Consider the following 13,095-nt stretch of genomic DNA (forward strand, 5'->3'; position numbering starts at 1 on the left):
GTGGCACATACGTAACGCGAGAGCGCGTGGAGGGTGAACTCCCGAAACGCGGGCGTCCGGCGCCTAATCCGCTTCTGCGACAACGATGTTGGCTTGAACTGCCCCGTGGAGAATGCAACATTGGCCTGATGCATGCACCGAACGGGGATCTGTACCACAGAGAGCATGAGATATCCCTCCTACAGGAGGCCATCGACGCACTCGCACTGGGCCGACCGACCGTGGCCACCGTGCACGGACCACGCGGCATCGGGAAGTCCGCACTGCTGGGCGCGATACCCCGGCTGCTGCCCGCCGACGCCCTCGTCCTGCGGGCCCGCTGCCATCCCAGCGAGAGCCAGTTCCCGTACAGCATGGTGCGCCAGCTCTTCGACCCGGTCCTCGGCGGGCGCGCCGGGAGCGAGGCGGCCGGTGCCGGCCGTGCCGCCGCCGTCCCGCCCGGCGCGGCCGAGGGCACCGGGCTCGCCGGGGAGGAGGCGTGGCCCGGCACCAGGCCCACCCACGAGGCGCTGCTGGGCCTGCTGCGCACGACGCGCGCCCTCGCGGTGGAGCGGCCGGTCGCCATCCTGGTCGACGACCTGACACAGGCGGACGAGCCGTCGCTGCGCTGGTTCTCCTACATCGCGCGACGGCTGGACGACCTGCCGGTCCTGATGGTCGCGACGCTGCCCTCGAAGGCCGCGGCGCAGGTGACCGAGGACCTGGGCCCGCTGCCGTACCTGCTGAGCCTGTGGCCGGAACCGCTGTGCCCGACGTGTACGACGGAGCTGGTGGACCGCGCTTTCGACAGCCCCGTCGACCAGGAGCTGGCGGCCCTGTGCCACTCGCTCGCGCACGGCAACCCGCTGGTACTGCACGACCTGGTGACCCGGCTGCGGCGCACCCCCATGGCACCCGGCTCGCCCGACCCGGAGCAGGTGCTGCCGATCGGCGCCCAGGCCCTGTCGGAGACCGTGCTGGCCTGGCTCGACGAGGACGACCCGGCCGCCGGTGAACTGCTGGCCCTGCTGGCCGTCCTGGGCCCCGAGACGGACCCGGCCGTGTGCGGGGCGCTCTCGCGGCGCGGCGAGGTGCACGAGCAGCACGCCCGCGAGACGCTCGTCCGCGCGGGCCTGCTGGAGCCCGGCCCGCCCGCCCGGTTCCCGCACCCCGCGGTCCGGCCCGCCGTGCTCGCCCGGGTGCCGGCGCCCGAGCGGCTGGCGCTGCACGGGCGGGCCGCCGCCGTCCTCGCACGGCTCGGCGCTCCGGCCCGGCAGACGGCGGAGCACCTGCTCAAGGGCGGCTGCGACTGGGGACTCGACGTGCTGCGCGCGGCCGGCACGCAGGCCGCGGCGGCCGGCGACCACGAGGCCGCGGCCCGCTTTCTGCGGCGCGCGCTGGCCCTGCTGGACAGCACCGACGGGAGCGCCGAGCAGGACGACCGGGGCGACGAGGACAGCGGCGAATCGTTTCTCGACCTCACCGTGCGGCTGGGCGCCGTCGAACTCCACCGCGACCTGGACGCCTGCGCACGGCACGCCGTCGCCGCCGCGGACGCCGCGACCGGCCCGGCCCGGCGTGCCGAGGCGCTGGTCCGCATGGCCTCGCCCGCCCTCGTCGCCACCGTCGAGGCGGCCCAGCCCTTCGTCCGGGCATGCGGGGAGCTGGCGGCACTGCCGGCCCCGCCGCGGGAGCACCTGCTGCGGCTCACCGCCCAGACCCTGCTCACCGGGCACCGCTCCGGCCTGCGCCGGGCCGCCCGGCTCGCGGCCGCCGCGCCCACGGACGCGGCGGCGTGCACGTTCGCCGGTGCCCTCGCCGCGGCCGCGGCGGCCGGCGGCCGGCTGAGCACCGCACGGCGGATGGCCGCGCGGGTCGTCGCCGCGGCGGGCCGCGAGCCGGAGGCCATGGCACCGGCCGCGGCCGCCGGTCTCGTGGGCGCAGCCCTGGCGCTGACCTGGACCGGGGACGTCGAGGGCGGCAAGTCGCTGGCCACCCGGCTGGCCGGTGCCGCCCGCGCCGCGGACGACCTGGCCACCGCCCTGCTCGCCCACCTCGTGTGCAGCGACACCGCCCACCGGCTGGGGGACCACGCCGCCGCGCACACGGAGGCCGGGATCGCGCTGCGGCTCGCCCGGCGGCTCAACGCCCCTGCGCTGACCGGCGCGGCACTTGCCTGCGCGGCGCGCGCCCTGACCGGCCTGGGGCACAGCGCCGAGGCGGCCGCCCTCCTGGACGGCGAGCAAGTGGCCGGTGACGCGCACCCGTTCATCAAGGCGCTGTTCCTCCAGGGACGCGGCACGGTCGCGGCGGCGCGGGGCGAACACGCGGCCGCCGCCGGGCTGTTCCTGGACTGCGGGCACCGGCTCGCCCAGCGCGGCATCACCAACCCGGCCTGTCTGCCGTGGCGGACGCAGGCCGCCCAGTCCTATCTGGCCCTCGGCGAGGAGGCGGCCGCGGCCACCATCCTCGCCGGTGCGCCGCAGGAGCAGCGGGCCACCACCGGTCGGCCCGTGGCACAGGTGGCACAGGGCGAGCGGGCGCTGCTGAGCCCTGCGGAGACGAGGGTCGTGGAGCTGGTGATGCGCGGGCACTCCAGCCAGGAGGTGGCCGAGAAGCTCTTTCTCAGCAAGCGCACCGTCGACACCCACCTGGGCCGGATCTACCGCAAGCTGGGCATCCACAGCCGGCACGAGCTGACCGGCGCGCTCGGCGCCGGGCTTCCGCTCTGAGTTCTCGCTTCGAGCGGCCGCCACGGGCTTTTGCTTCGAGCGTCCGCTCCGAGCATCTTCTCCGCGCGGCCGCTCCGGGCAACTTCCCTGCGCGTCGGCCGCTCCGGCTGCGCGCCCGGAACGACAACGGTGGGCGGGGCCGTCGGCCCCGCCCACCGGCGCACCACCCGAGGGGGGTCAGGCGTGCGCCGTCTCCGCGGCCCGGCCGGCCCGGCCGATGCCCAGCCGCGGAGTGGTCCTCAGGTACAGCCCGGTGGCCGCGTCGTGGCTGTTCAGTTCGTGCTGCCGGGACATCCGCGCCGCCAGCGCCTCGTGTGGCAGCGGCTGGGCGCCGCCCGCCCGCGCCGCGTCGTCGAGGTCGAGGACGCCGGCGGTGAGCGCGGCGAACGCCTCGCTGTCCGGCGCGGACCGCACCGGCTCGGGAGCGGGACGCCGGTTCATCAGCTCGGGGTGGCGTCCCCGGGCCAGGCGCTGCGCGAGCCAGAAGTACGTGGCCTTGCCGCGGTACTGCTCGTAGAAGCCGGCCACCATCGAGAACATGCGCGCGTACGCGTTGCGGTACAGGGACTCGTAGAACGACAGCGCCTCGTCCTCGGTCACCTCGCCCGCGTCCTGCGCGAGGATCGACGCGGCCGCGAGCATCCCGCTGTACATGGCCAGGTGGACGCCGGTGGACAGCAGCGGGTCGAGGAAGCAGGCGGAGTCGCCGGCGAGGAAGTAGCCGGGGCCGCAGAAGCTGTCCGCCGTGTACGAGAAGTCCTGCTCGACCCGGACGTGGTGCTGGAACACCCCGTCCGCGACCAGGTCCCGTACGGTCTCGGACTCCTGCACGGCGTCCAGGAAGAGGGACTCCATGTCGGTGTACTTCTGCTTGCGCTTCAGGAAGTGGTCCTGGTGGGTCACGAAGCCCACGCTGTAGACGTCGTCCTTCAGCGGGATGACCCAGTACCAGCCCTCGGGCGCGGAGATGACGTTGATGCCTCCCCGCGGCGTACGCGGCAGCAGGCCGCCCCCCTGGTAGTAGCCCCAGACGGCGATGTTGCGGAACACGTCGTGCGGTGTGCGGTTGCCCAGGTGGCGCACGGACAGCAGCCCGGCACGGCCGGAGGCGTCGATGACGAAGTCGGCGCGCGTGGTGCGCTCCCGGCCCTCGTGCGTCCACTCGACACCGGCGGCGCGCCCGTCCTCGAAGAGCACCTTGCGGGCCTGGGCGCCCTCGATCACCTCGACGCCCTGGGAGGCGGCGTGCCGCAGCAGGACGTCGTCGAAGTCCGCGCGGTCCACCTGCCAGGCGCTCTGGGCCTCGGTGCCGAAGATCTCCGGCCAGTCGACCACCCAGTCGCGCTCGGCGCCCCAGCGCAGCAGCAGGCCCTCCTTGACCGTGTAGCCGCGTTCGGCGACCTTTTCGAGGGCACCGGCCAGTTCGATGATGGACCGGCAGGACGTCGCCACGGATTCCCCGACGTGGTAGCGCGGGAAATGCGCCCGTTCCAGGAGTTGCACGCGCGCCCCCTGCCGGGCCAGCAGTGCCGCCGCTGTCGAGCCGGCGGGCCCCCCGCCGACGACCACGATCTCGGGTGCCATCGCATTCCCCTTCCCCACCTGAGCCCCCCGGTGGCATCTCCGCCCGAATTCCGTGTGACATCAAGGCGTTCGACGGAATTCCGCAGCGGGTGCTTTTCGTTCTCCGACCGTTTGCCGGTCGTTTCTCGGAAGGAACCCTCGCACGTACGGGAAGCCCGGCTGAACGGAATGCGATGCGCACTGCGCGGTTTACGTATCGCCGTGACGCGTGGCGCGCATTGCGTAGTGGGGCGGCCCTCACGCGGCCCGGGCCGCTCCGTACCGGGCGGTGACGCCGAACACCGCGCCCCAGGGGTCGCGCAGCAGGCCCGGGGCGAGCAGCCGCGCGCCGGCCGCCCGCGCGCGGTCCTCGAAGGCCGCGACGTCCACGACCCCGAAGTACGGCACCCAACCCGCCCTCTCCGCCTCATCGGTGGCCGCCTCGGTGCCGCACACCTCCCGGTAGAACGTCGCGGACGCGTCCGGGTGCGGTGTCCGCAGCACGGCCGCCGTCAGCGCGCCGGGCTCGTCGACGAGGACCACGCCCTCGTCGTGCGCCCCGTGCCACAGCCCGAAGGACGCGCCCAGCGGGTCCACGGCGAGGCTCAGCCGGCCGTCCGCGCCGGCCGGGACCCCGCGGACGAGGACGCGGGCGCCCCGCTCCTCGGCGCGCCGGTGGGCCGCGCCGAGGTCCTTCGCCGCGAGGTAGACGGTCCAGGAGGAGCCGAACCGGGGACCTGCCGGGCTCGGCCCGAGACCGCCCACGATGCCGGCGCGGGCGTCATCGGTGCCGGAGCCGGTGCCGTCGCCGTCACCCTGGACGCCGGTGCCGTCGCGGTCGCCGCCGATGTCCTCACCGCCGTCACCGCCGTCACGGCCGTCACCGCGCACGAGGCCGTCACCGTCGCCACCGCCACCACCACCGGGCAGGATCAGGTGATGGCCGCGGCCGCCCTCGGATCGGAACTCCCAGCCGAAGAGGGGCGCGTAGAAGTCCTTCGCCCCGGTGGGGTCGACCCCCGCGTAGCCGATCCAGCAGGGTGTTCCCTCGGTGTAGGCGGTACGGCGGGGCACGGTACGGCTCCCTTCGCGGCGGGCGCGGTCAGTCGTTCGTCCAGCAGGTCGGCGGCCTCCTCGGCGCCGCCCGACTCGGGCAGCAGCAGCCGCATCCGGGGTGCGGGGGCCAGGTCCGGTGCGGCCTCGGACGGCCACACCGACGGAGCGAAGTCCCAGTCCTCCAGCCGGCATCCGTAGACCCCGGCGGTGCACAGCCGGACCAGCGTGGCCGGCGGCAGCGTCTCGTCGACGGCCGCGGTGGCGAGCAGCCGCTCCGGACGGACCTGGACGGAGGAGCCCGTCAGCGGCGAGAAGACCGGGCGCAGATCGTCCGACGGCCCGTCGGTGAGGCCGGCCGCCCGCGCGCTGTCCAGGGCGGGCCCGCGCAGTTCCAGCGGCAGCTGGTACGGCAGGGTGCGCCCGGTGGCGCGGTCCACGACCAGGTAGCGCCCGGAGACCATCCGCCAGCCGCGGCCGCCCAGCGCGAGCGCCACCGAGTTGCGCGGGGACCCCACCCCGCCGATGAGCGCGACCACGCTGTCCTGCTTGGCCAGCACGGCCGCCTGGACGAGCGCGTACCGCTGGTTCATGACGGCGAACGGCGGCAGAATCGGCGGTATACCGCCGATGCCGTGGTAGTTCCAGCGGCGCAGCAGCCGCCCCTCCCCGTCGAGGACCCGCACCTCACGGTCCCTGCGGCCGGCCCCGCGCGGTGCGAAGTGCAGGCTCAGCGCGCTCCGTTCCAGAACCGCCCGCTCCCCCAGCAGGTGCGGTCCGAAGAAGAAAGCGAGGTCGGCGCTGTCCACCGCCCCCATCACTTGGTGAATCGTCCCGAAAAACTCCAGCACGAATATCGGCATGTCCCCCAGCCCCCCCGATTCCTGCCTTGATCATTTTATACGGGCGCGCGCGGCCCCGGAAACTCCTTGGTCGTCGGCTGTTCCGTTCGGGAATTTCACACCCAGGTGGTCCGCCAGGGAAGCCGCCGTGGTCCGGGGCAGCTCCAGGAAGGGCAGATGACCGGCCCCGGCGACCACCTCGCCGCGGCAGCGGGGCAGGACCCGTGCCAGCAGGGCGGCGTTCTCGTGGAAGACGGGCATGTCGGCGTCGCCGGTCAGGGCGAGCGTGTCGGCCGTGATCCGGGACAGTTCCCCGGCGGTGTGCACCCGGGCGCTGAGCGCGGCCATCGCGCCGTTGTCCAGCTCGGCCCAGGAGTGCCCGGCGACGACCGTGCGCAGCCGGGCCCGGACCTCGGGATGGTTCTCCGTGCCGCGGAAGATGTCCGGCGGCGCCGTCATCCACAGGTCGGCGAGCAGGCCGGCGGCCGCCGCGCCCCGCAGCCGGCGCAGCATCAGCATCTCGATGTACCGCTTGCGCGCGGCCGGATCGGGCGGCCCCCCGGCCGGGGTGGGCGCGCCGACGACGAGCCGGTCCACCGCCCCCGGGTCGCCGATGGCCATCTCCAGCACCACGGTGGAGCCGAAGGACAGTCCGACCCACCGCCGGGCGTCCTCGGCGCGGGCCAGGTCCAGCACCCGGGCGGCCAGCCGGGGCAGGGTCGTGCCCGGTGCCAGCGGCTCGGAGCGCCCGTGTCCGGGCAGGTCGACACCGATGTGCCGGAACCCGGGCAGCAGGCGCCACAGCGGCCGCCAGAGCGTGGAGTCCATGGTGTACCCGTGCACCCACAGCACGGCGGGGCCGCTGCCGTACGTGTACGTGTGCAGACCGGCGTGGGTGCTCTCCCGCTCGCCGGGCAACGGCTCGCCGCCGGCGTCGGGAGGGGCGGTCGTCACGGCCTCGCTCACGGTGCCTCCAGGGGGTCGAGGTCGGTGAAGCCCGCGCAGAACTCCCGGTAGGCGACGACGGCCGCGTCCGCCGTGTCGTAGCGGGGCGTCACCCGCGGGTTCAGGTGCTCCCAGACGGCGATGTCCTCGGCCAGCGCACGCTCGCTGCCGGCGATCAGCATCGGCAGCTGGTTCTCGCGACCCTCGCCCACACCGACGGCGACACGTGCGACACAGCCGCCGCGTCCGTCGGGCACGGCGCCCGTGACGATGACGTGCACCTCGTGCCGCGGCCCGAACTCGGTGACCACCACGCCGGGGCTGAACGCACGGGCGTGGAAACGCGGTACGTACGCCCGCGCGGCGGCCGGGGACGGCCCGGCGCCGCTGCCGCGCCACGGCGAGGCGGGCATCGGGAACTCGCCGTCCATCACCAGCTCGCCGTGCGCGCCGGTGTGGTGGTGCATGCCGCGCACCCGGTACACCTTGTGCAGCGCGGTGAAGTGGTCGGTGTCGAAGGCGTTTTCGACGATCAGGTCGGCGGCCGCCGCGACCGGCCGCTCCACGGCCTTCACCAGCGGCTTGGCCGCGGCCAGTTCCTTGAGCGTCGCGCGCAGCCCGCGGTCGTCGTCGGGCCCGTCGGTCAGGCGTACGAACACGGCGTCGCCGCACACGACGACCTCGTGCTCCCGCACCCAGGGCCGGCTGCCCTCCCCCTCCGGCTCCCCGAGCCCGATGCGCCGCCCGTGGAACGGGCAGACCAGGCAGCCGCGCTCCACCCGGCCGCCCTGCCCGAGGTGCGCGCCGCGGTGCGGGCAGTCGGCGTCATACACCCGCAGGCCGCCGCCCTCACCGCGCACGGCCACCAGCCGGCGCGTACCGATGTCCAACGGGACGGCCTCGCCGTCCAGTTCGGACGCGAAGGCGGCCAGGTACCACCCCGAGTGGACGTTCACTGTCACTGCTTCCCCGCCTCCAGAACCTCTTCGGCGGCGCGCCGCCCGTCGGCGTACGCCCCTTGCAGCCAGGGCAGCGCCCGGCCGATCACCGCGGCCTCACCCGCGAAGAACACCCGCCCGTGCAGCGGTCGTGCCCACTCCCGGGCGGCTCCGGCCGATCCGGGCCGCGGGGCGCAGAACGCCCCCGCGCTCCAGGGATCGGCCGCCCAGTCGGCCGTCTCGACCCCGGTGATCTCCGTCCCCGCGGTCCACGGCAGCGCCACGGCCAGCAGCGCCCCGAGGTGCGCTGCGGATCCGGCCGCCTCGCGTACGCACGCTGCCGCCGCGTCCTTGGCGACGAGCAGCGCCTCGGGCCGGCCGCGCCGGCAGGAGACGAACCCGCCGACGCCGTCGGCGTCGAAGACGGAGGCGGTGCGCGGGGCGGTCCCGGCCAGGGTGACCACGGCGCAGAAGCCGTCCCCGGGGGCGAGCGCCCGGACGGCGGCGGCCCGCTCGGGACCGAGTCCGTCGACGGTCAGCAGCCCCCGGTGCACGACGGCGGGCGGTACGGCGACGACGACACGGTCCGCGGTCGGTTCCCCGTCGTCGGTGAGCAGCCGTACGCCGGTGCCGTCCGCGACGGTTTCGATCCGGCGGACGGGCGTGCCGGTCCGCACTCGCAGCCCTGCGGCGAGCCGCGCCGGAAGCAGGTCCAGGCCGCCGGGCACGCAGAACTCGCCGCGCCCGCCCGGGTCCTGGCGTACGGCTTCGGCCACGGCGGCGGCGGACAGCCGGTCGGGATCGGCCGCCCAGGTCTGCCGCACCCACTCGCGGGCCACGGCCACCTCGGCGGACGTGGCCCCGCTGCCGGCCAGCCAGGTCCCGACGGTCGGACCCTGCGGGGCGGCCGGGCCCGGGCCGTCGGCCGGGCTCGGCCCGCGGTCCGCGGTGAGGGCGGCGAGCCGGGACTCCAGCAGCCACGGCGGGTGGCCGCCACGGGCCAGCAGGGCCATGGGGCGGGCGACCCGGCCGGTCACGACGTACGCCGCCTCCGGCCGCGGAGCGGGGGGCTGCGGGCCCAGCACGGTGTGCGCCGGGTTGCGGTCGCCGTGCACGATCTGTGCGCCGAGTTCGAGGGCCGGGCCGCCGTCGGCCGGGCGGAAGGTGCGGATACGGCCGCCGACGCGGGAGCGGGCCTCCAGGACGAGCGTGTCGACGCCCGCCTCCGCGAGACGAGCGGCACACGCCAGGCCCGCGATGCCCGCGCCGACCACGATCACCTCAGGCATGCGCGGCCTCCGCCGCCGTACAGGCCTCCCCGCCGGGTGCGGCCGGCTGCTCCGCCGGTCCGCTCGCGGCCCGGTCCGGCACGCACGGGCCCAGGTCGACGCCGAGCCCGGTGAGGCGGCGCGGGATCAGGGTCGCGGCCCAGCGCGGTTCGGCCCCGCTGAGGGCCGCCTCGGGGAAGCGCCGCACGAGCCGTTCGAGCAGCAGCGCGCCGGACTGCTTCACGAGGCGGGCGGCGAGGCAGAAGTGCGGGCCGCCGCCGAACGCGAGGTGCGGGTTGGGACTGCGGTCCCACACGAGGGCACCGGGGTCGGCGAAGACGGCCGGGTCGCGGTTGGCGGCGGCGAGCACCGCCAGGACCCGCTGCCCGGCGGGGACGTGCCCGCCCGGCAGCCGGACGTCCCGCACGGTGACGCGCGCGGTGAACGGGATGGGTGCTTCGAGGCGCAGCAGTTCGTCCATGGCCGTCTCGGCACCCTCCCGGCCGGCGGCGCGCAGGGCCGCGCGGACGCCGGGGCGGGGCAGCAGCCAGTACAGGGCGTTGCCGACGGCCTCGGCGAGCGGCTGCCAGCCCCCGACCACGGCGAGCCCCAGGATGCCGAGCATCTCGCGCCGGGTCAGCCGGGGATCGGCGGCGAGCCGCGCGAGCGGGCTCTCGTGGGCGCCGCCCGCCTCCCGCACGCCGCCCGGCCCGGGGACACCGAGGGTGTCGGCGTGGGCGTCGAGGAAGCGGGTCAGCTCGCCCATCGCGGCCCGGCCCAGGCGGGCGACGTGCGGCGGGGCGAGCGGATCGAGGTTGACGGAGGCCGCGCGGGCCAGCTCCGCCAGCGTCGCGTGCCGGTCCGCGCCCAGGCCGAACAGCCGCGCCAGTACGGCGGTGGCCAGCGGCGCGCCGAGTTCCTCCACGGCGTCGGCGAGCACCCCGCGCTCGGCCGCCCGGTCCAGCAGCGCGTCGGTGTCGGCGGCGATCCCGTCGGCCACGGACGCCAGCGCGGCCGTGCCCAGCAGCAGCGAGCCGGGCGCGCGCAGCCGCGCGTGGTCGACGCCGTCGGTGGTCAGCATGGACACCGGCAGGTCGTCGTCCCGGGACCGCGCGCGCTGCCCCGCGGCCGCGGAGAGGGCCGGGTCCTTGAGCAGCGCCACGCAGTCCTCGTACCCGGTGACCAGCCACATGCCGGTCATCGGGTCGCGGTGCACGGGGTCGTGGGCGCGCAGCCAGTCGTAGGCCGGGTACGGATCGACGCGCCCGGCCGGGCTGAAGGGGTGCGCCAGCTGGGCGGGCAGCCCGGGCGGCTTGGTCATGTAGGCGTTCTCCTTATCGGCGCGGCTCACTGCGGGCCCGCGGTTCCGGCGCGCCGCACACGTGCGCGCACCGCGGGGGCGGGGTCTCGGCGCGGCTCGCACGGGCACGCGCCGCCGGCCCGCGGTCCCGGCGCGGATCGTGTCCGCACGCACCCCGAGGGCGCGGCGCGGTCTCAGCGCACCCGCGGTCCGCGCCAGCCGAACGTCAGCATCGTGGCCAGCAGGCCGCCCACCGCCCACGCGGCGAGGACCAGCGCGATACGGCCCAGCTCCCAGGACCCCGCCGGTTCCACGGCCGTGAACGAGTCCGGCAGGAAGACCGAACGGAAGCCCTGCGCCATCCACTTGACGGGGAACAGCGCCGCCGTGTTCTGCATCCACAGCGGCAGCTTGTCGAACGGGTAGAACACGCCGGAGATGAACTGGAGGACCATGAAGACGGGCGTCACCACCGCCGCCGCGGAACGGCTGTTGGGGATGAGGGCGCTGTAGGCGATCCCGGCGAGCGCGCAGGCGGCCGTACCCAGCGCGAGGCACCAGCCGAGCGTGGCCCACCGCTGCGCGGTCCCCGGCAGCGGCAGCCCGAACGCGGTGACGGCGATGCCCATGAGCAGCGCCGTCTCCAGCACGGTGGTCACCACCACGCGGACCAGCTTGCCCACGAAGTAGGCCGACTTCGGCATCGGCGTGAGCGCGAGCCGGCGCACGGTCCCGGTGTCCCGCTCGATCGCCACGTTGATGGCCAGCCCGGAGAACGCGGTGCTCATCACGCCGGCGGCGATCACCCCGGCCATGAAGACCTGCCGGAAGTCGGTGTCGGTGCCCTCGACCTTGCCGGAGAAGATCGAGCCGAAGACGACGAGCAGCAGCACCGGGAAGAACAGCGTGAAGACCAGCGACTGCTTGTTGCGGAAGAACGCCTTCAGTTCGACGGACGAGCGCGCCGCGCACGCTCTCCCCAGGCCCCGCGCGCCGTGCGCGGCCGGGCGTGCGGGAGCGACGACGGCCGGCCGGACGCCGGCGGCCTCGGTCAGGGGCATGCGACGGTCTCCCTGTCGATGAGGTTCAGGTAGATCTCTTCGAGCGTGGGCCGGTGCACGCGCAGCTCGGCCAGCTCGCTCACCCCCGCCTCGCGCGCCCAGGGCAGCAGGACACCGAGGACCTGCGAGGGCACGGGAGTCCGCAGCGTCACGGTGCCCGCGACGCCCGGCACCACCTCGGTGCCCGGCGGCAGGGCGGGCAGGGAGCGCTCCGCCAGCACCGCGCAGCGGCGGAACGTGACGTTCGCGGGGGTCGTGTCGCGGCCGCCCAGCGAGGCGAGCGGCCCGCACTCGACGAGCCGTCCGCCGATGACGACGCCGGCCCGCTGGGCCAGCTCCTCCGCCTCGTCCAGGTAGTGCGTGGTCAGCAGGGTCGTACGGCCGCGGCCGGCGAAGTAGCGGACCAGTTCCCAGGCTTCACGCCGGGCCACCGGGTCGAGGCCCGTCGTCGGCTCGTCCAGGAAGATCAGCTCGGGGTCGCCGATGACGCCCACCGCGACGTCCAGGCGGCGCTGCTGCCCGCCGGAGAGCGCGGTGGCCTGCTTGGCGTGCTGGCCGCCGAGTCCCACCATGTCGAGCACCTCGCCCACCGGCAGCGGCGCCGGATACATGGCGGCGAAATGCGTAACGATCTCTTTCACGGTCAGATCCGCGTACGCGCCCGCCGTCTGGGGCACCACGCCGATTTTCGCCCGCCATTCCCGCGGGTCCTCGGCCGGATCACGGCCGAGGACCCGCACTTCTCCACCGGTGCGCCGCTGCACTCCCGTCAGAATGTCGACGGTCGTGGTCTTTCCCGCGCCGTTCGGCCCGAGCAGTGCGAACACCTCGCCCTGGTGAATTTCCAGACTGAGATCCCGCACGGCATGGACTTCACCGTACTGCTTGGAGAGTCCGCGGACGGAAACGGGATGTGCCGTCTGCGCAGTGGGCATGAAAACGCTCCAGCGAAGTGGGAATGGGTGCGTCTGCGCCTGTCAGGTGCAGCAGCAGCAGGGGCAGCAGCAGTAGTTGCAGCCCGCGGCGACGTCCGACAGGTCACCCTCGCTCAGCTCGGCGGCGTCGACCGTCGGCGTGGCGGGGATGTGGAACTCGTAGCGGCCGGTCTCCAGACCGGTCTCCCAGAGCGCGACCTGGACGTCCAGGTTGCCCTCCTCGTGGCCCTCGGGCGCCTCCGTGACGATGACGACCTGGGCGTCGGCCGGGAGTTCGATGCCGGCCTCGGCGAGCGCCTCGCGCGGCTCGGAGTGGAGCCGGGTGGCGTACGCCTCGTCGGACCACGAGCTGATGAGCACGCGGGTGTAGGCGTTCACGAACTCCGCCCGCTGCTGCGGATCGAGTGCCATGTGAACTCTCCCTTCCTAGCGTTTTCCAGGATTTCGATTCGGTCGTTGTGCCGGCGACGAGAAAACAT

General features: G+C 75.0%; 10 protein-coding genes. 1 reads left to right on the forward strand and 9 read right to left on the reverse strand.

From position 1 onward, the window contains the following. Nucleotides 1–128: 128 nt before the first annotated feature. Complete coding sequence (locus tag ACF08B_RS05140; protein WP_392316149.1) at nt 129–2,711, forward strand: AAA family ATPase; 2,583 nt, start codon at nt 129–131, stop codon at nt 2,709–2,711. Between the two features lie 177 nt (nt 2,712–2,888). Here the strand turns inward: ACF08B_RS05140 and ACF08B_RS05145 are convergent, their stop codons facing one another. From ACF08B_RS05145 to ACF08B_RS05185, 9 genes are all read right to left on the reverse strand, one after another. Further along, on the reverse strand, nt 2,889–4,295 hold the full coding sequence (locus ACF08B_RS05145) for an NAD(P)/FAD-dependent oxidoreductase (RefSeq protein ID WP_392316150.1): 1,407 nt from the start codon (nt 4,293–4,295) through the stop codon (nt 2,889–2,891). A 237-nt stretch (nt 4,296–4,532) separates the two neighbouring features. Continuing rightward, entirely contained in the window at nt 4,533–5,348 is an 816-nt protein-coding gene (locus tag ACF08B_RS05150) for a VOC family protein (RefSeq protein ID WP_392316151.1), read from the reverse strand. Between the two features lie 872 nt (nt 5,349–6,220). Beyond that, nucleotides 6,221–7,135, reverse strand: coding sequence for an alpha/beta fold hydrolase (locus tag ACF08B_RS05155; RefSeq protein ID WP_392316152.1), 915 nt, complete (start codon nt 7,133–7,135; stop codon nt 6,221–6,223). Then, on the reverse strand, nt 7,132–8,076 hold the full coding sequence (locus ACF08B_RS05160) for a Rieske 2Fe-2S domain-containing protein (RefSeq protein ID WP_392316153.1): 945 nt from the start codon (nt 8,074–8,076) through the stop codon (nt 7,132–7,134). The genes ACF08B_RS05155 and ACF08B_RS05160 overlap by 4 nt, the downstream gene beginning before the upstream one ends. After that, on the reverse strand, nt 8,073–9,341 hold the full coding sequence (locus tag ACF08B_RS05165; protein WP_392316154.1) for a flavin monoamine oxidase family protein: 1,269 nt from the start codon (nt 9,339–9,341) through the stop codon (nt 8,073–8,075). Before ACF08B_RS05165 ends, ACF08B_RS05160 begins: the two co-directional genes overlap by 4 nt. Next, nucleotides 9,334–10,641, reverse strand: coding sequence for a cytochrome P450 (locus tag ACF08B_RS05170; protein WP_392316155.1), 1,308 nt, complete (start codon nt 10,639–10,641; stop codon nt 9,334–9,336). The genes ACF08B_RS05165 and ACF08B_RS05170 overlap by 8 nt, the downstream gene beginning before the upstream one ends. A 173-nt stretch (nt 10,642–10,814) precedes the next feature. Beyond that, a complete protein-coding gene (locus tag ACF08B_RS05175) occupies nt 10,815–11,681 on the reverse strand; it encodes an ABC transporter permease (protein ID WP_392316156.1) in 867 nt (288 codons plus the stop codon). Further along, a complete protein-coding gene (locus tag ACF08B_RS05180) occupies nt 11,672–12,616 on the reverse strand; it encodes an ABC transporter ATP-binding protein (protein ID WP_392316157.1) in 945 nt (314 codons plus the stop codon). The genes ACF08B_RS05175 and ACF08B_RS05180 overlap by 10 nt, the downstream gene beginning before the upstream one ends. 42 nt (nt 12,617–12,658) lie before the next feature. Next, nucleotides 12,659–13,027: a hypothetical protein gene (locus tag ACF08B_RS05185; RefSeq protein WP_392316158.1), complete on the reverse strand. Its 369-nt coding sequence runs from the start codon at nt 13,025–13,027 to the stop codon at nt 12,659–12,661. Nucleotides 13,028–13,095: the final 68 nt, after the last annotated feature.

It is taken from the genome of Streptomyces sp. NPDC015139 (assembly GCF_043079785.1).
GTDB lineage: Bacteria > Actinomycetota > Actinomycetes > Streptomycetales > Streptomycetaceae > Streptomyces > Streptomyces albidocamelliae.

What these genes read in the sequence shown, in the direction of transcription:
- ACF08B_RS05140 (WP_392316149.1), top strand. Translation starts at nt 129, where the DNA reads ATGCATGCACCGAACGGGGATCTGTACCACAGAGAGCATGAGATATCC.
- ACF08B_RS05145 (WP_392316150.1), bottom strand. Translation starts at nt 4,295, where the DNA reads ATGGCACCCGAGATCGTGGTCGTCGGCGGGGGGCCCGCCGGCTCGACA.
- ACF08B_RS05165 (WP_392316154.1), bottom strand. Translation starts at nt 9,341, where the DNA reads ATGCCTGAGGTGATCGTGGTCGGCGCGGGCATCGCGGGCCTGGCGTGT.
- ACF08B_RS05170 (WP_392316155.1), bottom strand. Translation starts at nt 10,641, where the DNA reads ATGACCAAGCCGCCCGGGCTGCCCGCCCAGCTGGCGCACCCCTTCAGC.
- ACF08B_RS05175 (WP_392316156.1), bottom strand. Translation starts at nt 11,681, where the DNA reads ATGCCCCTGACCGAGGCCGCCGGCGTCCGGCCGGCCGTCGTCGCTCCC.
- ACF08B_RS05180 (WP_392316157.1), bottom strand. Translation starts at nt 12,616, where the DNA reads ATGCCCACTGCGCAGACGGCACATCCCGTTTCCGTCCGCGGACTCTCC.
- ACF08B_RS05185 (WP_392316158.1), bottom strand. Translation starts at nt 13,027, where the DNA reads ATGGCACTCGATCCGCAGCAGCGGGCGGAGTTCGTGAACGCCTACACC.